Source organism: Veillonella parvula (assembly GCF_040097785.1).
Lineage (GTDB): Bacteria > Bacillota > Negativicutes > Veillonellales > Veillonellaceae > Veillonella > Veillonella parvula_D.
In genome coordinates, this window is sequence record NZ_JBBNNS010000001.1 from 24,224 (window position 1) to 43,897 (window position 19,674).

Below are 19,674 nucleotides of genomic sequence, written 5' to 3' on the forward strand. Positions count from 1 at the left end.
ATATACTATATGTGGTATTAGTGTTGTATATATGTACACAATTCGGAATATATTGTATAGTATTTAAAAATATCGATATGTACGCATACAGTGGACTTTCATTAAAAAATACAAAATACAAACTGTTATAAATTCAGTATTTATAAAGGATTTTGCCTTATTGTTAACTTACGGCGTTTGACAGGTTGTATCTATCTGTAGTAGAATAATACCATTACAGGAGGGATTACAACATGAGAATTCATAAGACACACAAGCGATATATTTCGTCTGTTGTTGCCGGATTGATTGTAACAGCTGTAACCATGACCGGTTTTTCTTATAATGATAAAACCGTTACCGTTATGGTAGATGGTGCAGCACACACTGTTAGAACGCATTTAAATTCTAACGAAGGCATTGTACGCGATGCCGGGGTTAAGTTAAATCCAAACGATAAAGTTATTTCTAGTTCATCTACAGTTCAAAATGGAACAACCTTAACGGTTGTTCGTGCTATTCCAGTTTATGTAACTGTAAATGGTAAAACAAGAGCTGTATTCACTACAGAAACAACTGCTCAAGGTGTTGCTAATGAGCTTGGTTTCAAAGCACCTAACTATGTAGTAGTGGGCGATGAAAATGGATCTGTTTTAAGTGGTACACGTATAACAATTGCTCAAGTAACAAGCCGCTCTCTATCTACAGTAGATCAAGAGGTTGCTGTTGAAGTGGTTCGTCAAAAAGATGATACTATGGCTAAGGGCGAAGAAGAGGTTGTTCAAGTTGGTCAACCTGGCTTAGAACGAGTACAACGTGAAACACTATATAGTAATGGTACAGTTATTAAAACTAATGATGTATCTAAAGTAACACAACGTGCAATGGTACCTACAATTATTAAAGAGGGCACTCGTGAGGTGACTACATCTCGTAATGTAGCAGGACGTGCATCTCGCGCTATCGTAATGGAAGCATCTGCTTATCTTGCTGGCGATGGTGATGGTGCTGGTATTACCGCTACGGGTCTACCTGCAGTACGTGGCATTGCCGCAGTAGACCCAGATGTTATTCCATTGGGTACACGTTTATTTATTCCTGGTTACGGTGAAGCTATTGCTGCCGATACAGGTGGTGCTATAGTAGGTAATAAAATCGACCTTGTAATGGACTCTTATGGGGAGGCTATGGACTTTGGTCGCCAAGACGTTACAGTGTACGTTTTGGACTAATATGATGATTTAGAGGGTATATCTATAAGATATATCCTCTTTTTATTGGACCTACTTAGCTCAGTAATATTCAATTATAATAGATATAGTAGAAGGACGCCTTATGATTAAGGCGTCCTTTTTTAGTCTTCAATATATGGAATTAGATATTCGTACTTTGTACCTTTTAATTCATCTTTAGGGATAAATCGTAAAGATGATCCATTGATACAGTAGCGAAGAGAGCCATTAGGACCATCTTCAAATACATGACCTAAATGAGCATTACCGATGCGGCTACGAACTTCTATGCGATTCATACCATGTGAGTTATCTTGGTAATACTTGATAACATCTTTAGCTATTGGTTTAGTAAAGCTAGGCCAGCCACAATGAGAATCGAATTTATGGGCTGATACAAAAAGGGGTTCTCCAGTTGTAATATCTACGTAGAGACCTGCTTTGAACTCATCTGTTAGTTCATGGCTGAAAGGTGCATCTGTAGCAGAGTTTTGAGTTACTTCAAACTCTTGTGGCGTTAATGCCTCTAAATCTTCCTGGGAAGGTTTAGCATATGTATTATCATCGATGAGTGGTTCATCAGATAGCCCCAATGGAATGTGACAATAGCCATTAGGATTTTTGTCTAAATAATCTTGATGGTATTCCTCAGCAGAGTAGTAATTCTCTAAAGGCAATACTTCAATAGCAAATGGTTTACCTTCGAAGGCTTGAGCACGAGCTAAGGTGCTTTCAATAACGTCCTTATCTGTTGGATCAGTATAATAAATACCCGTACGATATTGAATTCCTACGTCACCACCTTGTTTGTTGACACTAAAGGGATCAATAGCACGTAGGAAATATTGAATTAAGTGATCTAAAGATAATATATTAGCATCGTAAGTGACCTTGAGGGCTTCTACGTGCCCACTATTGTGGCATACATCTTCATAACTTGGATTTTCTGTAGGACCATTAGCATAACCTACTTCAGTAGAAAGGACACCGGAGATTTTTTTGATATACCCCTGAAGGCCCCAGAAGCAACCCCCGCCTAAATAAATAGTATGTTTACTCATTTAATCACCCCAAACTTCATGAGCTATTTCTTTGACTAATGCGAGTTTAGCCCATTGTTCTTCCTCGGTCAATTGGTTGCCAATTTCACAGGATGCAAAGCCACATTGAGGGGATAAGCAAAGTCTTTCGAGAGGGATATATTTTGTTGCTTCTTTGATACGTTCTTTGATGACTTCTTTATCTTCTAACTCAGGGCGTTTAGATGTGATAAGGCCTAATACAACTTTCTTATTAGGAGAAACTTCACGCAATGGCTCAAAACCTCCAGAGCGATCATCATCAAACTCTAGGTAATAAGCGTCTACATTTTCCTTGGCAAATAGGATAGGGGCAATAGGTTCGTACCCACCACTAGCGGCCCATGTAGAGTTATAGTTACCACGACATACATGTGTAGTAAATGCTAAGTCGTGAGGGCGACCTTCAAGAGCTAAGTTATTCAAACGTAAATATTTAGCGGTTTCACCTTCAATGGTTACACTTTTATCCTTTTGACGACCTGTCCAGTAAGCATGGTCACAACACATACCCCAAGTACAATCATCAAATTGAATATTGCGACAACCCGCATCGTAAAGGTCTTTAATTACTTGGCGATAGGCGGCAGCAATATCTTGAATCAATTCTTCTAAATCTGGATAGAAGGAGCGCGTTGTAATGCCATTGTCTTCACGGAATAACTCTGCCAAAAACTGAGAAGGAGCAGGAATCGTTTGACGCGCCGTAGTATTTTCGTCTTCAAATTGTTTTACAAATTTGAAATGTTCAACGAATGGGTGGTTTGTCCCCTTAATTTTACCAGTAAGGGCGAGGGAGCCAGGCGCGGTTTCTTGACCATGGAATTTATAACCGTGTTCTAATTCAATTTCTTTTACGCCGTTAAAGCCCCACATGAAGTCTAGATGCCAATAGGCACGACGGAATTCGCCATCTGTAATCACTGGTAGGCCAGCTGCTTTCTGTTTTTGAATGAGGTCTGTAATAAGACGATCTTCAACGGCTGTTAATTCTTCTCGAGTAATATTTCCCTTATTAAAAGCTTCGCGTGCTTCTTTTAATTCTGCTGGGCGTAGGAAGGAACCTACGATATCAAAGTGGAATGGTGCTGTATGTTTGGACATAATAATCCTCCTTATATAAACGATTAAACCGATAATTTTGATAGGTTAATTATAGCTAAGTATGATTATATATAAAAATATCAATATGTTTGAGTTGTGTATAGTTTGAAGTTATGTCTATGAGTGATTTTATGCTTTAAGTTATACCCAAGAAGGCACTCTCTAAAATAGAGAGTGCCTTCTTTATGGATTATCTGATACATCTAAATTGAACAATAGTGTTGTATCGCTCTATAAATAATATGATATATAATTATTTTTTGTTTTCCGGTAATTGAATATGTCTACCGTAATTATTAACGTATTGTTCTAGGGCGTGGATATATTCTTGACCTAAACGGCTACGTTGCATTTTATTATTAGTAATGTAGCCAATGTGCATTAAACCTTCTTCGGCAAGTGGAACGGAAATGATATTTTCACCATTTACCTCTTTATCGATTACACCACTAGATACAGTGTATCCATCAAGGCCAAGTAATAGGCTAAATAAAGATGCTCTATCGCGAACACGGATATGTTTTGGGCGCACTACGGTACTGAAGATTTCTTCAGAGAAGTAGAAGGAGTTGTGATCGCCTTGCTCAAAGGAAATATATGGATATTCCTCTAATTCGTCCATAGAGACTACCTCTTTATGGGCTAATGGATGCGTTTTACCAATAAAGATATGAGGATGGGCCGTAAATAATTCAGTAAAGGTTAATTCGTTAGTGTGAATTAATTTTTCTAATACAGGACGGTTGAAATCATTATAATAGAGCAAACCAATTTCACTCTTCATATGAGCTACGTCATCGATAATTTCATAGGTTTGTGTTTCTCGTAAGGATACATCATATTGATCGATTTCAGCGCCTTTTAAAAGCTCTACAAAGGCATTGACTGCAAAGGAGTAATGTTGAGTAGACACAGAAAATTGTTTTTTACCACCGCTTTGGCTTTTATATTGCTCCTCTAAAAGGGCTGCTTGTTCTAACACTTGGCGCGCATAGCCGAGGAAGCGTTCCCCTTCTTTAGATACGGTAATTCCTTTATTAGTACGATCGAAAATGGTAATACCCATTTCTTTCTCTAGTTCTTTAATAGCCTTGGTGAGACTCGGTTGAGACACAAATAATCTCTTGGCTGCCTCACTAATACTGCCTATATTGGCGATTGTTGTGACATACTTTAATTGTTGTAAGGTCATAATTGGCCTCCTTTTATATATTACACTATTAATACTACTCGATTATAAGTATTTAAGCAATGTTATATATATGTTACAATGTATTAATAGAATAAAAGGGGGATATATGTTAAAACAAGTCATTGTCGTAGAAGGAAAATCTGATATACAGCGTATCGCTCAAGCTGTAGACGCTGATTGCATTGCTACAGAAGGATTTACCCTAAGAAGAGGTGTTATCGATATGATTCGCGTTGCCTATGAGAAACGTGGCATTATTATATTAACTGATCCTGATACAGCAGGGGAGCGAATCCGACGCGTTTTAACTAAAAAATTCCCTAATGCACAACATGCTTTTGTGCCTCGTGACGAAGCATTTGCAAATGATGATATTGGCATAGAACAAGCATCTCCAGAGTCAATCAGAAAGGCTCTATCTACATTACACGTAGAATCTCTAGAATCATCTAACGAATTTACTATGGTGGACTTAGTGCGTCACGGATTGTCTGGTATGCCTGATAGTGCAGCTCGTCGAGCGGTTATTGGTGCTAAATTAGGTATTGGATACGGTAATGGAAAGCAATTTTTATACCGTTTAAATCATTATGGTATAACCCGAGATGCTTATGAAGAGGCAGTAAATTGTTAAAATAGGAGTTAAGATGTTAGAATCAGTAATTGCAAGCCCAGAGGTTGTGCATTATATATGTAAGCGCTTTGATATTAAAATGAGCAAAAAGCTAGGGCAAAATTTTCTTATTAAGCGAGGCATAGTTGATGAAATCGTACATGCTGCGGAATTAACTGTAGGGGAACCTGTCCTAGAAGTCGGTCCCGGTATTGGTACGTTGACACAAGGTTTAGCTCAAAGTGGGGCAGATGTAACGGCTATCGAGCTAGATCGTCGCTTATTAGAGGTACTAGATACGACATTGGCATCTTATGACAATGTACGCATCATTCATGGTGATGTGTTAAAGCTTGATGTGCCAATGATTATGAATCATAAACCATTTAAAGTGGTTGCTAATTTGCCATACTATATTACAACACCTATTATTATGTCTTTGTTGGAAAGTAAATTACCTATTGAACGTCTCGTTGTGATGGTGCAAAAAGAGGTAGCCTTACGGATGATAGCAAAGCCGGGCACAAAGGATTATGGTGCATTATCTGTTGCTGTTCAGTATTATACGGAGCCAGATATTGTTCTAGATGTACCGCCTAAATCTTTCTTGCCAGCTCCAGCGGTAACAAGTTCTGTTATCCGTTGCGTATTGCGTGATAAACCACCTGTAGATGTGATTGATGAGAAACTATTCTTTCGCGTCGTGAAAGCAGGTTTTGCGCAACGCCGTAAAACATTCTCTAATACGATGAAGACAACGGGTTTAACAAGGGATAGAATTGAAGAGTTATTAGCAAAAGCAAATATTGATGGTCAACGAAGAGGTGAGACCTTTACACTTCAAGAATTTGCTGATGTAGCCAACGCATGGGCAGCATTAATCAAATAGTATAATACATAAAGAGCTTATTGGACTGATAAAATATCATTCCAGTAAGCTCTTTTTCATGAAAAAAGGACCCGAATGGGTCCTTTTTAGTTAGTAAAGAATGCCAGCCATGGTTGTAATGAGGAAAGCATTCGCAAAGTCAATTAAGAATGCACCTACTAAGGAAACTACGAGCCAAGCACGAGGAGATGGGCCGTGTTTACTTGCTAAGGATAACATGTTAACTAATGCGTTTGGTGTAGCACCCAATCCGAAACCGATAGCTCCGGCACCAAGCATAACTGCATCGTAGTTGCGACCAAAGAGGAAGTAAATAAGGTATGCAAATACACAGATAAGTGCCATTTGTACAACTAAGATTGTAATAAGCGGTAAAGCAAGATCAATTAATTGAACTAATTTCAAGCTGTTGATAGCCATTGTTACGAATAAGGATAATGCTACATTAGATACTGCATCAAGAGCTGCATCGTTGATTTTGTATGCTTTAGTAAAGTCACCAAAGTTACGAATTACTGCTGCACAAATCATAGCGCCAATATATGCAGGTAGTGGAGTAAGAACAGACAATCCAGCACTTACGATGGTACCGATACCTAATGCAAGGCCAATCCACATACAAATTGTTAAAAGATCTTGAGAGTTAAATTGTTTGCCGCCGCTCTCAACGTGATCTTCGATCATATCGATGCCTTCATCCTCCATTAATTCAGGATTTTCATAAGGTGTTTTAACTTTATGCATTTTAATAATGCGTTCACCTACAGGCGCGCCGAGGATTGTACCAGCTACCATGCCAAATGTTGCAGCTGCAACTGCAGCGGAAGCGGTACCAGGGATACCAAGTAATTGCTCGTAATATGGACCAAAGGCACCAGCTGTACCAAGGCCGCCAATCATAGATACAGAACCTGCCATGATGCCGATAATCGGCTCAATCCCTAATGCTTTGGCAATCATAATACCTGCAGTATTTTGTACTACAATCCACACTGCACATGCTAAGAAGAAGAAAATAATAAAGATACCGCCCTTTTTGAGGACTTTTAAGGATGCCATTAAACCGATCGTGGTAAAGAAGGCAAGCATTAAAAATGTTTGTAAGGAACCTTCAAAGGTAATGTTTAAAATTTTATAATAAGACAAAATAGCAGTTAAAAATGCAAATGGAAGAGCACCTACAGCTGGTGCAGGCATACACATACGTTGTAAGAACTTGGAATGCTTATTGATCCAAGTACCGATGAATAAGGTAATTACGGCAAGACCTACAGTTTGAATCATGGACAGTTTTAAGGTCCATACATTGTTGACTAAGGCTAAGTCAATAAGTGGCATAAAATCACTCCTTTAAAATAAAAAATAAATCTGAGTTTTATGGTATCATGAATGGTCAAAAAATACTATAGAATATATAACGTATAAAAAATTTATATTTTTATCTTTAAACACTCATAACAACACAAAAAACAATAATATTAATAAAACTAATTTTATGATTATACATATAAATATAGAAAAGTAATAATATATATTACTTATGTACATAATCATACTATATGTATTCGACTCAAATCTGTGATTTTCCTTCTTGTTATAAAAAAATAAACTGGAATATATTTTTTATATTTATAATCATATAAAATATACTCCAGTTCTAAAACTTAATATTTTTATGTTGATTTAGTAAGACTCTAAATTATATATGGCGATAAATTCGCTCTATAAATGCATGTTAAGATATAACTAAAATGTATAGACCTAGCAATAAGTTAATTAGAAGTTATAACTCATGGTGTAATTTAGGGGTCGTTAAGAATGTTACATCCGGATTACGCTCTTGAACCCAACCCATTTGCCATTCATTAGAGATAAGAACTACGGTGCGATCGCGATTATCTTTTACAATCATCGCATTATCTATACCTTTCAAGGATGCAATATCAACTTCGCCGTCAATCCAACGAGCAACACCATATGGCAAAGTATGATTTAATAAATCTACACCATATTCATTTTTGAGGCGGTACTCAAGAACTTCAAATTGAAGCATACCTACGGCACCGACCACGAAGGAATCAAGGGCACCTGGTTGTTCAAAGATTTGAACAGCCCCTTCTTGAGCCAATTGAGTCATACCCTTTTGGAATTGCTTACGTTTCATAGTATCTTTTGGGGATACACGAGCAAAAAACTCAGGAGGGAAGACAGGGAAGTCGCCAAAGGTTACTTTATGCTTTTGTGCACAAAGCGTATCTCCTACGCCCATAGTACCGGCATCAAAGACACCAATAATATCGCCAGGGTATGCATCTTCTACGATGGTACGTTCCGTAGCCAAAAATTGTTGAGGCTGAGATAGGCGGATTGTTTTATTAGATTGGCGATGTAATACAGACATACCTTTTTCGAATTTACCAGAGCAGATACGCATAAATACGATACGGTCATGATGATTAGGATCCATATTTGCTTGAATTTTGAATACTAGAGCAGAGAAGTCTTCGCTAGTAGGCTGTACCATTTCCTCTACCGCTTGTCGTGGAGCAGGGGATGGAGCTAGTTCTAAGAATTTTTCTAAGAATGGTTTTACCCCAAAGTTCGTCATAGCAGAACCGAAAAACATAGGCGTTAATTCACCAGCACGAACCTTATCAAAATCGAATGGATCGCCAGCAACATCGAGCAACTCAATATCGTCAAGCAATGCTTGGTATACATCGTCACCTAATAACTCTTTCATACGAGGATCCGTTAACGCCCCTTTTTCGGAAGCTAACTTTTCTTGACCATGTGTTTCGTCTTTTGCAAAGAGCTCTATAGTTTCGTGTTCTCTATCGTATACGCCTTTGTATTCGCCATTAATACCGATAGGCCAGTTCATAGGACACGTACGAATACCGAGAACATTTTCGATTTCTTCCATTAGATCGAATGGGCTGCGACCGAAATGGTCAATTTTGTTTACAAATGTAAAAATAGGAATACCGCGTTCTTTTGATACAGCAAATAGCTTCTTTGTTTGGGCCTCTACGCCTTTTGCTACGTCAATAAGCATGACAGCACTATCAGCAGCCATCAATGTACGGTATGTATCTTCAGAGAAGTCTTGGTGACCAGGAGTATCAAGGATGTTTACGCGACAACCATCGTAGTCAAATTGCAATACGGAACTCGTTACAGAGATACCACGTTGTTTCTCGATTTCCATCCAGTCGGATACGGCGTGTTTTGCAGTTTTACGAGACTTTACGGAGCCTGCTAAGTGAATAGCACCACCATATAATAGTAATTTTTCCGTTAATGTTGTTTTACCCGCATCCGGGTGAGATATGATTGCAAACGTACGACGACGTTGTACCTCTTCTAAAAATGTCATGATTCACCTCTATTAATATGTTGTGAAAGCAGATAAATCTTTAGGCTCTACTTTCACAGTCTATATATCGTAAAAATTATACATGATTTTTCTAGTTATGACCACTAAATTGTAGTATAATGAGATTTCATAGAACGGCTTGGGGTTAGCCGTTATCTTCAGGTTAAGGAGGGGATCCATGCGGTTATTTATTGCAGAAAAGCCATCCATGGCTCGCGAAATCAGTAAATGCTTACCAGAAAATAAGAATATCCAAAAACGGAATGGTTATTTTATCCAAGGGGATGATGTGGTGACTTGGGTAGTAGGTCATGTACTGCATCAGGCTGAGCCAGGAGATTACGATGATAAATATATCCGTTGGCGCCCTCAAGATCTTCCTATCGTGCCTGATGAGTGGAAATTGCTTGTCACAGATAGCAGCCGTCAACAGTTTGAAATTGTAAAAGACCTTATTAGTAAAGCAGATGTCATTGTCAATGCAGGTGACCCGGATCGAGAAGGTCAACTTTTAGTTGACGAAGTTTTGTACTATGTAGGTAATACAAAACCAGTGCAGCGTATTCTATTAAATGCCCTCGATGAAAAATCTATTCGTTCTGCCCTCGATGATTTGAGAGATAACAAGGACTTTCACAATCTATATCAATCTGCATTGGCAAGAGCGCGAGCAGACTGGCTTATTGGGATGAATTTATCTCGGGCCTATACATTATCTGAACGTTATAAAGGTCATAAGGTAACATTGCCAATTGGTCGTGTAAAGACGCCAACGTTAGCTCTTGTTGTACGTAGAGAACGAGAGTTAGCTGCATTTAAACCAGTAGACTATTTTACTGTAAAGGTATTATATAACCATCCTAATGGGGTGTTTTGGGCGACTTGGCAGCCTACAGACGAACAAAAGGGGCTTGACCCAGATGGACGACTCATTAATAAAGCTATTGCTGATGAATTAGTAGAATGTTTACAAGCTGGACCAGACGGTTTTATTAAAGGTGTTACAAAGTCTAAGAAAAAAGATGTACAACGATTGCCTTTATCCTTATCATCCTTACAAGTATTGGCAGGTAAAGCCTTTTCTTATGATCCACAGACTGTACTTGATACAGCGCAAAAATTATACGAAAAGAAATTAACTACCTATCCACGTTCTGATTGTGAATATTTACCACCCAATCAATATGATGATCGCAATGCAATCCTCAACAATCTACAAAATGCAGGTGATGAGAGATTAGCACAGTGGGCTGCCGATGCAGATCGTTCTATTAAGAGCCGTGCTTGGAATGAAAAGAAAATTACCGCCCATCATGCTATTATTCCTACAACGGTGGCTTGCAATATAAATAGTTTGTCCCAAGAGGAGCGAAATATTTATTTCCTCATCAGTCAAGCTTATATTGCGCAATTTTATGGGGAGCATATTTACGAGCAAACTAAAATTGTAGTAGAACAAAGTAAGGAAGAGTTTGTAGCTAATGGTCGTGTAGTTATCGAAGAAGGATGGAAATTGCTTTATAAACGACATAAGTCTAAATCTACGACGGACAATGACGAGCCCGATCTAACCGATGAGCGTGGGGCTGAATCAGACCCTAAAAAAGAGGTTATTGAAGAAACGGACCACTTGCCAGCGGTTAAAAAGAACGATACTGTTTTATATACGGATTCTTCTATAGAGTCTAAACAAACGAAACCACCATCCCGTTTTACGCCGTCCACATTACTACAAGCGATGAAGGAAATTCATAAATTCGTAAAAAATGAAGACTTGAAAAAGCAATTAAAGGCTGTATCTGGTATTGGTACAGAAGCAACTCGGGCAAACATTATTGATGAGCTTATCAGTCGAGACTTTATGAAAACGTCAGGGAAGAAGCAAGTCTTATCTCCAACGGAAACGGGCTATCTCTTAGTAGATGCTCTGCCAGAAGAGCTGCTTTATCCTGATGAAACAGCTGTTTGGGAAGAACGCTTAGCACTTATGAGCGAAGGAGAGGATACATTAGATTCCTTCTTAGCGGATCAAATTAAGTTTTTAAAATTATTAATTGATAAACTTGGTTTTGATAAAGTAGTAAGCTCTGATCAAATGATGCCCAATGTGGTGCGAACTATAACGAGTCAAAATCGTAAGCGCCCTATGGATAGTGAAAGCGTAGACTTGTCTTCCTTACCTGTATGTCCTAAATGTAAAAAAGGACGTTTGCAACAGCGGAATGGTAAATTTGGTGCCTTTTTAGGGTGCACGAATTATCCTACGTGTAAACATACTCAGCCAGTAGAAGGGGATACTTCTAGTGTTGAAGGTAATATTGAAGTATCTGATGAAGATAAACAATATAAATGCCCTAGATGTAACGTAGGTTACTTTGTGAAACAAGAGGTGAGAGGTCGAACAAACTGGATTTGTAGCAATCGATCTCAATGTAAGACCCAATGTTCTGATGTAGATGGGGTACCGAGCATTTATGCCAACAAATAAAGTAACCAATAAAAGGTAACTTATTATCGGTAAATATATATAATCGAATATAGATTATTGTAAAGTTTTTAGTTATCTAAGATTACCAAGAAACAACTATTTTTACAGTGATAATAAAAAGACGCGTACAGCTTAGCTGTGCGCGTCTTTTTTTGAAACTGTTCTTGTAGAAGAAAAATTGCTTCATTTAGTTTAGGATATTAAGCTGAATTTTATCTGCGTTTGCCACGACGACCAGTTTGGGAGGTAGAAGCACGGCGTTGGCGTGTATTGGAGCCTTTATGGCCTCGTGCTTTGTGAGCTTTAGCCTTAGTGGATTGGTAAGTGCTTGTAATCTTAGGTTTACTAGCTAATTTTGTGCGTTTTGGAGCAGTGCTAGCATTGCCCTTAGTTTTGATCTGACCATCCTTAGTATATTTTGTAAGTGTAGCTTGGATAGCTCGTTCGATGCGTCGTAACCATGATTCGTCTTGTGGTGTCGCAAAGGTTACAGCCACGCCAGAGTTACCAGCACGACCTGTACGGCCAATGCGGTGGATGTAGTAATCTACATCGCGAGGTACGTCGTAATTATATACATGTGTGATACCTTCGATGTTGATACCGCGAGCCGCAATATCGGTAGCCACTAAGATTTGTGTTTTAGCTTTTGCAAAGTCTCGCAGAATTTGTGTGCGACGACCTTGTGTCAAGTCACCGTGCATTTCTGCTATATTGAGCCCCGCTGCAGTTAATTCGTAGGATAAACGAATGGCACCTTCCCGTTTATTACAGAAAACTATAGCTAAAAACGGATTATCATCTTCAATCATTTTGATGAGCCGTTGTGTTTTTTCTTCAGGATTCATCATATACACTCGTTGATCAATTGATTCGAGAGTGATGTGTTTTCCTTCTGCCGTTACTGAAACGGGTTTAGACATATATGCCTTTGCGAGATTTCGGATTTTATCTGGAATTGTAGCGGAGAATAGTAATAGTTGTCTATTGGCATCTGTTTGGCCGATGAGATTTTCGATATCTGGTAAGAAGCCCATGTGAAGCATTTGGTCTGCTTCATCTAGTACAACACGACGAATACAGTCTAGATGGAGAGAACCGCGCTTTGCATGATCCAATAGACGACCAGGTGTACCTAAGATGACTTGAGGTCGGCGGCCTAACTGTTGTAACTGTGCCTCGATTGTTTTGCCGCCGATAAGAGGGAGGATATCTACATTTAAAATAGAACCTATTTCCTTCGCTTCATCGGAAATTTGTTTAATTAGTTCTCGTGTAGGCGCAATGATAAGCACTTGTTCTTGATGAACATCAGTATGTACACGTTGTAGAATTGGGAGCAAGAATGCTAGTGTTTTCCCCGTGCCGGTTTGAGCTTTGGCTATGACATCATTCCCTTTAAAGACGACAGGAATGGATTGTTCTTGAATTGGCGTAGGCTCCTTTATACCTTGTTTTTGTAGGGCTTGGATAAGTTCATCACAAACACCTAAAGATTTAAAAGATTTCATGAATCGTCCTTTCTATAATACATATTATATTAATTATAACGTATGCACATATTAGGGGCAAATGAATTGAACTTGGAAGATGTATAGTCTTAACATACTCTAGGCTCAATAAATATTATAGTATTTTGGGTATATTTTTTTGATAATATATGGAAAAATACTGATATAACTAAGTAAAATGAGAAATGAAAATATTAAAATAGCTACATTTAAACTGTTTATAAACTATTAATTGAGAATGTGAGAGTATTTGTAAATGATAATCTTAATAGAGTTTATTGATTACAGTATCTAAATATATAGCTATGAAATATTAAATTTCAGCTAGTATTCAGTATTTTATTAGATAATTATATAGATAATCTCATATTAAATATGATAATAAAATATAGATATGAGATAAAAAATAACCATAAAAATGATAATAATTGTTGAAATTAATGATTTATTTGATATAATAATTTAAGATATTAATACGCATTATTATTTGGTGTGTTTAATATGAGGTTGTTAGGTACAATAATTAGGAGGTGTCGTATGGCTATCAAAAAGTTAAAAGACATGAAACCAGGTGAGTCTGGTCTTATTGTTGCACTACATGGCAGTGGTAATGTTAAGCATCGTCTAATTGACATGGGTCTTGTAAATGGTACAAAAATCCATGTTATGAAGTTTGCCCCTTTGGGGGATCCGGTGGAAATCAAAGTAAAAAACTTTGAATTAGCACTTCGTACAAGCGAAGCTGGCATGATTGATGTAGAGGTTCAATAGGAGGTTCACATGGCAGAAAATGGGCAAATTCGCATTGCCTTAGCAGGTAACCCTAACTGTGGTAAAACTACAATGTTTAACAATATCACAGGGGCGAAGCAACACGTTGGTAACTATGCCGGCGTTACAGTAGAAAAAAAGGAAGGCCATACGAACTTTGATGGCCATGAGTTATTGTTTATTGACTTACCAGGTACATATAGCTTAACTGCACGTTCCTTGGATGAGTTAGTAGCGCGTAATGTTATCGTAAATGATAACCCAGATGTTATTGTTAATGTTCTTGATGCATCTAACTTGGAACGTAACTTATATTTAGCTGCACAATTATTGGAACTTGAAAAGCCAATGGTTATTGCTCTAAACATGGCTGACGTTGCTGAAGAAATGGGCATCAAATACGACCTAAAAAAAATGGCAGAAATGACAGGGGCTACAATTGTTAGCACAGTAGGTCGTACAAACATTGGTACAAAAGACTTGTTAGAAGCAATAATTAGTGTAGCTGCTTCTCAAAAAGCTCCTGGTGTAACAATTAACTATGGTGATTTGTTAGAAGGTAAAATTAGTGAGCTTGTAGAATTGCTAAAACAAGCGGGCACTGTTACATATCCACTTCGTTGGATTGCTGTTAAGTTGTTAGAAAAAGATGCTGACGTTATTGGCAAAGTTATGCGCTTTGATAATACGGAAGCTGTTATTCAAAAGGCTGAAGCTATTCGTGAAGAAATTAAGGATCAAGTTGATCTTGATATTGTCTTCCAAGAATATCGTCACCGCTTTGCAGTAGAAGTATATAATACATGTTTAACACAAGCGCCAACTCAATTGGAAACACGCTCTGACCGTTATGACAAAATCTTAACGCATCGAATTTGGGGCTTACCAATCTTCATGGTTGTTATGTACTTATTGTTTGCGTTCGTTAACTTCGTTGGTGGTATTCCTCAAGGTTGGATCGAGGATGGTTTCGCTGCATTACAAGCTTATGCGGTTCAGACTATTCCAGAGGGCCAATTACAGTCACTCGTATCTGATGGTATTATTGCCGGCGTAGGTGCGGTACTTTCATTCTTACCATTAATTTTATTACTCTTCCTTGGCATTTCTTTCTTGGAAGATACAGGTTATATGGCTCGTGCAGCCTTCGTTATTGACCGTGTAATGCGCGCATGTGGCTTACATGGTAAATCCTTTATTCCTTTATTATTGGGTTTCGGTTGTTCCGTACCATCCGTAATGGGTGCCCGTATCCTCGACAACTACAAGGATCGAATGGTTACGATTTTGATTACACCATTCATGAGTTGTTCTGCACGTTTGCCAGTGTATATCTTATTTGCAAATGCGTTCTTCCCAAATGGTTGGGATAGTACTTTAGTTGTATTCTCTGTATACTTCTTGGGTATCATCTTCGGTATTATCTTTGCAAAAATTTTCCGTAAGTTCTTATTTGCTGGTGAAGCAGAACCATTTGTAATGGAATTACCTCCATATCATTTGCCTACATTGAAAGCTACATGGATGCACATGTATGAACGTGCTAAATTGTACATCATTAAAGCCGGTACTTTCATTATGGCTGCTTCCATCTTGATTTGGTTCATCACTGCATATCCAATGGATGTAGAATACTCCAAAGATTATGATGCAGTGAAAGAACAAGTTGCTCAAGAGTATGAAGTAAAAGATGCAGCTACATTATCTCAATTCGGTATTGCTACAGATGACCAAAAAGATGCAGTTGATAAAATTGTTGAAGATATGAAATCTACTGTACAAGATGCTACTGATGCTGCTAAGCAAGCAGGAGAAGATGAACCTGAAGTAGCAGTAGAGGATGATTCTGAAGCACCTGAATTATTCAATGATATTAAAGATGAAAATAAAGACTTGTTCCCAGCAGCATGGGCAATGTATAAAAACAGTGCTAACTTAGATGCTGAAAATGACAAACTTGATAAAGAACAAGCTGCTGAAAAAATTGAACAATCCTATGCAGCATCCTTTGGTAAAGCAATCAACCCAGTACTTGAACCATTGGGCTTCGACTGGAAAATGGGCTTATCTCTCGTAGCTGGTTTAGCGGCTAAAGAGGTAGTAATTTCTACATTGGGTACAGTATATGCAGTAGGTGGTGATGATAAAAATCCAGCTCCATTGACTGATTACTTACAAAATGATCCAAACTTCTCACCATTGATTGCATTAACAATGATGTTGTTCGTATTAATTTACCCACCTTGTTTGGCAACATTAGCTGTTATCAAACGTGAAACAGGTTCTTGGAAATGGGTTGCATTCATGTTCTGCTATGAAAATACATTTGCATGGATTGCATGTTTCATCTTCTATAACATTGGTCGCGCATTAGGTTTCTAATCTAGAGTCGCTAAATAGGAGAGTTTAGCCACCTTTAGATTCTTTAAACAAAAATGAATTTAAAAATTGCGATTTTGTTATAAGTAATTTAAAAATAATACTTGATAATTATCAATATTCGTGGTTAAATGATAATGAGAAAAGGGAAATATCCTTTAGATATTGCTTTTATCTTGTTTATCACTAATACACATATTATAATTTAGTAGATATTGAGAAAGAGGCATAATAATGGATAATCTTGTTATAGGACTCATAGTTGTATTAGCATTAGCTTATATCGGTAATAAATTTTACAAACAAATGTCTGGTAAAGGTGGCTGTGGCTGTGGTGGCGGTAGCTCCAAGTCTGGCTCTAAAAAATCTTCTGGTTGCGGTGGTAACTGCAGCTGTGATGGTTCCAATAAAGCACTAGGCATTAAACGTACTGCTAAGTAAGCTAATACGAATTCTGAATTTGAATGAGGGGTCTCTATAATGGCTCCTCTTTTCAAATATAGTAATTAAATTTTTTATCATATTTAGTAGAAAGGAATATTATCATGTTCAACATCGATCAAAAAAATCTTAAAAACGCTAACTTATTCGCAGCAGGTCTTGCATTGGGTACTGTAGGTCTTAAAGTATTAACTTCTAAAGATGCTAAAAAAGTATATGCTGGTATCGTAGCAGCTGGTCTTCGCGCTAAAGAAACTGTATTAGAAACAGCTGAAAAAGTACAAGCATCCGCATCTGATGTATTGGCAGAAGCTCAAGAAATCAACGAAGCACGCAACGAAGAAATCTTTGAAGAAAACAAATAATTAGAGGATTGCACATATGTTACAATTTTCTGTAGTAAAAAAACTCAGAAATCGCTTGCATGTTAAGGTAACTGGTCATCACTTTACAGAGGCTGAAGCAGCTTATGTAGAGGATACATTACTCCTTAATGATGCAATTGTAGATGTAACCTTCTACACTCGTAGCAGTCAAATCGCCATTAAACATACTGGCGATGTTGATGCTGTGCGTGATGCAGTGCTAGGTCTACGCGATTTAGATTTGTCTGAAGCTCCTGCTTTAAACGAATATTCTCCTCGCTTGGTAAATAAAAAATACCGTGAAATGATGATCAACCGTACTGCACTTTACTTAGGTAAAAAAGCAGTGCTTCCTGCGCCTATTGCAGCTGCATGGGCTTGGTTTGATGGTATTAAATTTATTGGTAAGGCTATTAAAACATTGTGGCAACGTAAGTTAACTGTCGAAGTACTTGATGGTGTAGCTATTGGTGCTGCATTACTTCAAAAGGATTACCCTACAGCTGGCGCTGTTATGTACCTATTAGGTATTGGTGATATCTTAGAAGAATGGACTCACCGTAAATCTGTATTAAATCTCGCTCAAAGCATGTCCTTGAACGTAGATAAAGTATGGGTTTTAGTTGATGACATTGAAGTGAGCAAGCCAGTTAACGAAGTTGTGGCAGGCGATCAAATTATCATTCGTCAAGGCGAAGTGATTCCATTGGATGGCGTCGTTATCGATGGTGTTGTTCTTGTAAATGAAAGCTCCATGACTGGTGAACCAGAAGCAGTTCGTCGTGATAAAGATACTTCTGTATATGCTGGTACTGTTGTTGAAGACGGTAAAGCTATTGTAGAAGTACGTAGTACATCTAAATCATCTCGTTACGAAAAAATAGTCAACCTTATCGAAGAATCTGAACAAATGAAATCCGGTATGGAACAACAAGCATATCGCATGGCAGATAAATTAGTTCCAATTAGCTTCATTGGCGCTGGTTTAACATACTTGTTGACTCGCAATGTGATGAAAGCATTGTCTTTCGTAATGGTTGACTTCTCTTGTGCATTAAAATTATCTATTCCTTTAGCAGTACTTTCCGCTATGCAAGAAGCATCTAAACGCGGTATCACTGTTAAAGGTGGTAAGTTCCTAGAACAAATTGCACAAGCAGATATGATTGTATTTGATAAAACAGGCACTCTTACTAAAGCTGAACCTGAGTTTGAACAAATTATTCCATTTAACGGTCATGATGCAGATGAAATGTTGAAATTAGCTGCATGTATTGAGGAGCATTTCCCTCATTCCATGGCAAAAGCAATTGTACGTGCTGCTAAGGATCATGCATTACCTCACAAGGAAATGCACTCTGACGTAGAATACGTTGTGGCTCATGGTATTGCATCTAAGGTTGGTCGCTATCGTGTACGCATTGGTAGTGCTCATTATATCTTTGATGATGAAAAAACAAAGATTCCTGCAGATGAACAAGAAAAGTTCAATAATTTACCAAATTCTTCCTCTCATATTTACCTCGCTATTGGGGGTACACTAGCAGCGGTTATTTGCATTAAAGACCCTGTTCGTGAGGAAGCAAAACAAGTTATAGCTGATTTACATACTTTGGGCATTAAAAAGGTTGTCATGATGACTGGCGACTCCAAACGTAATGCACAACGCGTAGCTGACGAACTCGGTATTGATGAAGTGCATGCTGAAGTATTACCAGAAGATAAAGCAGCTTATGTAAAACAAGCAAAAGCTGAAGGCTATACTGTTATGATGGTAGGGGATGGCATCAATGATTCCCCAGCAATTTCTGAGGCACATGTTGGTATTGCGATGAATGAAGGCGCGCCAATCGCTCAAAAAATTGCAAATGTTACTATTTCTTCTGATCATCTACAAGCTCTTGTAGATTTACGCCGCATTTCTATGGCATTGATGAAACGCATCAAAGCAAATTACAATGGTATCGTTGGTTTCAATGGTGCTCTTGTAGGTGGTGGCGTACTCGGTATTATGCCGCCAAGCCAAACAGCATGGTTGCATAATCTATTCACATTGGGTATCGGCTTAGAAAGCATGACTCCATTGTTGAAGAAAGAAGAACAAAAGGAAACTGTTCCTACAATTGATGTAACAGCTGACTCTGTAGTGGCTTAATTAAAAACCTCCGTATAAGGTATTGATTTACCTGTATGGAGGTTTTTCTTTTTTGATGACATTTATCTATGATTATTGTAAAATACAAAGAGATTAC

Annotated in this window: 15 protein-coding genes; 9 read left to right on the forward strand and 6 right to left on the reverse strand. The window is 38.0% G+C overall.

Annotation, left to right across the window (positions count from 1 at the left end; all coding sequences use genetic code 11):
* Window positions 1-233: 233 nt before the first annotated feature.
* Window positions 234-1,211 (forward strand): resuscitation-promoting factor, encoded by a 978-nt coding sequence (locus tag AAA071_RS00115; protein ID WP_004693280.1) that lies wholly within the window; start codon window positions 234-236, stop codon window positions 1,209-1,211.
* 122 nt (window positions 1,212-1,333) lie between these two features.
* On the opposite strand, the gene msrB is transcribed toward AAA071_RS00115, so the two are convergent.
* The 3 genes from msrB to AAA071_RS00130 all read right to left on the reverse strand — a co-directional run bounded on the left by msrB (window position 1,334) and on the right by AAA071_RS00130 (window position 4,586).
* On the reverse strand, window positions 1,334-2,272 hold the full coding sequence (gene msrB, locus AAA071_RS00120; RefSeq protein WP_287517826.1) for a peptide-methionine (R)-S-oxide reductase MsrB: 939 nt from the start codon (window positions 2,270-2,272) through the stop codon (window positions 1,334-1,336).
* A complete protein-coding gene (locus AAA071_RS00125) occupies window positions 2,273-3,394 on the reverse strand; it encodes a 5-methyltetrahydropteroyltriglutamate--homocysteine S-methyltransferase (RefSeq protein ID WP_287517828.1) in 1,122 nt (373 codons plus the stop codon).
* 253 nt (window positions 3,395-3,647) lie between these two features.
* On the reverse strand, window positions 3,648-4,586 hold the full coding sequence (locus tag AAA071_RS00130) for a LysR family transcriptional regulator (RefSeq protein WP_221741072.1): 939 nt from the start codon (window positions 4,584-4,586) through the stop codon (window positions 3,648-3,650).
* 106 nt (window positions 4,587-4,692) lie between these two features.
* Between AAA071_RS00130 and rnmV the strand changes: the two genes are divergently transcribed.
* Window positions 4,693-5,220, forward strand: a complete 528-nt coding sequence (gene rnmV, locus AAA071_RS00135; RefSeq protein ID WP_004697202.1) for a ribonuclease M5 — start codon at window positions 4,693-4,695, stop codon at window positions 5,218-5,220.
* A 13-nt stretch (window positions 5,221-5,233) separates the two neighbouring features.
* On the forward strand, window positions 5,234-6,088 hold the full coding sequence (gene rsmA / locus AAA071_RS00140) for a 16S rRNA (adenine(1518)-N(6)/adenine(1519)-N(6))-dimethyltransferase RsmA (protein WP_287517831.1): 855 nt from the start codon (window positions 5,234-5,236) through the stop codon (window positions 6,086-6,088).
* A gap of 90 nt (window positions 6,089-6,178) precedes the next feature.
* Here rsmA and AAA071_RS00145 read toward each other — a convergent pair whose 3' ends face one another.
* Both AAA071_RS00145 and AAA071_RS00150 read right to left on the reverse strand, forming a co-directional pair.
* Complete coding sequence (locus AAA071_RS00145; RefSeq protein ID WP_058948409.1) at window positions 6,179-7,426, reverse strand: sodium/glutamate symporter; 1,248 nt, start codon at window positions 7,424-7,426, stop codon at window positions 6,179-6,181.
* A gap of 445 nt (window positions 7,427-7,871) precedes the next feature.
* Window positions 7,872-9,467: a peptide chain release factor 3 gene (locus tag AAA071_RS00150; RefSeq protein WP_060918997.1), complete on the reverse strand. Its 1,596-nt coding sequence runs from the start codon at window positions 9,465-9,467 to the stop codon at window positions 7,872-7,874.
* A gap of 178 nt (window positions 9,468-9,645) precedes the next feature.
* Here AAA071_RS00150 and AAA071_RS00155 point away from each other — a divergent pair, with 178 nt between their 5' ends.
* Complete coding sequence (locus tag AAA071_RS00155) at window positions 9,646-11,955, forward strand: DNA topoisomerase 3 (protein ID WP_008600558.1); 2,310 nt, start codon at window positions 9,646-9,648, stop codon at window positions 11,953-11,955.
* A gap of 212 nt (window positions 11,956-12,167) precedes the next feature.
* Here the strand turns inward: AAA071_RS00155 and AAA071_RS00160 are convergent, their stop codons facing one another.
* The gene (locus AAA071_RS00160; RefSeq protein WP_287518815.1) at window positions 12,168-13,466 is read right to left on the reverse strand and encodes a DEAD/DEAH box helicase; all 1,299 of its coding nucleotides are present in this window, start codon (window positions 13,464-13,466) and stop codon (window positions 12,168-12,170) included.
* 537 nt (window positions 13,467-14,003) lie between these two features.
* Between AAA071_RS00160 and AAA071_RS00165 the strand changes: the two genes are divergently transcribed.
* From AAA071_RS00165 to AAA071_RS00185, 5 genes are all read left to right on the forward strand, one after another.
* A complete protein-coding gene (locus tag AAA071_RS00165) occupies window positions 14,004-14,237 on the forward strand; it encodes a FeoA family protein (protein ID WP_004697076.1) in 234 nt (77 codons plus the stop codon).
* 9 nt (window positions 14,238-14,246) lie between these two features.
* On the forward strand, window positions 14,247-16,619 hold the full coding sequence (gene feoB, locus AAA071_RS00170) for a ferrous iron transport protein B (protein WP_005387093.1): 2,373 nt from the start codon (window positions 14,247-14,249) through the stop codon (window positions 16,617-16,619).
* Between the two features lie 231 nt (window positions 16,620-16,850).
* Complete coding sequence (locus AAA071_RS00175; protein ID WP_004697259.1) at window positions 16,851-17,057, forward strand: FeoB-associated Cys-rich membrane protein; 207 nt, start codon at window positions 16,851-16,853, stop codon at window positions 17,055-17,057.
* A gap of 104 nt (window positions 17,058-17,161) precedes the next feature.
* Window positions 17,162-17,422 (forward strand): DUF6110 family protein, encoded by a 261-nt coding sequence (locus AAA071_RS00180; RefSeq protein WP_004697111.1) that lies wholly within the window; start codon window positions 17,162-17,164, stop codon window positions 17,420-17,422.
* Between the two features lie 16 nt (window positions 17,423-17,438).
* Window positions 17,439-19,577, forward strand: coding sequence for a heavy metal translocating P-type ATPase (locus AAA071_RS00185; RefSeq protein ID WP_287518797.1), 2,139 nt, complete (start codon window positions 17,439-17,441; stop codon window positions 19,575-19,577).
* Window positions 19,578-19,674: the final 97 nt, after the last annotated feature.

Excerpts from the sequence above, each read along its gene's own strand:
- AAA071_RS00125 (WP_287517828.1), bottom strand. The coding sequence starts at position 3,394 with ATGTCCAAACATACAGCACCATTCCACTTTGATATCGTAGGTTCCTTC.
- AAA071_RS00185 (WP_287518797.1), top strand. The coding sequence starts at position 17,439 with ATGTTACAATTTTCTGTAGTAAAAAAACTCAGAAATCGCTTGCATGTT.
- AAA071_RS00165 (WP_004697076.1), top strand. The coding sequence starts at position 14,004 with ATGGCTATCAAAAAGTTAAAAGACATGAAACCAGGTGAGTCTGGTCTT.
- AAA071_RS00130 (WP_221741072.1), bottom strand. The coding sequence starts at position 4,586 with ATGACCTTACAACAATTAAAGTATGTCACAACAATCGCCAATATAGGC.
- rnmV (WP_004697202.1), top strand. The coding sequence starts at position 4,693 with ATGTTAAAACAAGTCATTGTCGTAGAAGGAAAATCTGATATACAGCGT.
- msrB (WP_287517826.1), bottom strand. The coding sequence starts at position 2,272 with ATGAGTAAACATACTATTTATTTAGGCGGGGGTTGCTTCTGGGGCCTT.
- AAA071_RS00155 (WP_008600558.1), top strand. The coding sequence starts at position 9,646 with ATGCGGTTATTTATTGCAGAAAAGCCATCCATGGCTCGCGAAATCAGT.
- AAA071_RS00180 (WP_004697111.1), top strand. The coding sequence starts at position 17,162 with ATGTTCAACATCGATCAAAAAAATCTTAAAAACGCTAACTTATTCGCA.
- AAA071_RS00175 (WP_004697259.1), top strand. The coding sequence starts at position 16,851 with ATGGATAATCTTGTTATAGGACTCATAGTTGTATTAGCATTAGCTTAT.
- AAA071_RS00145 (WP_058948409.1), bottom strand. The coding sequence starts at position 7,426 with ATGCCACTTATTGACTTAGCCTTAGTCAACAATGTATGGACCTTAAAA.
- AAA071_RS00115 (WP_004693280.1), top strand. The coding sequence starts at position 234 with ATGAGAATTCATAAGACACACAAGCGATATATTTCGTCTGTTGTTGCC.
- rsmA (WP_287517831.1), top strand. The coding sequence starts at position 5,234 with ATGTTAGAATCAGTAATTGCAAGCCCAGAGGTTGTGCATTATATATGT.
- AAA071_RS00160 (WP_287518815.1), bottom strand. The coding sequence starts at position 13,466 with ATGAAATCTTTTAAATCTTTAGGTGTTTGTGATGAACTTATCCAAGCC.
- feoB (WP_005387093.1), top strand. The coding sequence starts at position 14,247 with ATGGCAGAAAATGGGCAAATTCGCATTGCCTTAGCAGGTAACCCTAAC.
- AAA071_RS00150 (WP_060918997.1), bottom strand. The coding sequence starts at position 9,467 with ATGACATTTTTAGAAGAGGTACAACGTCGTCGTACGTTTGCAATCATA.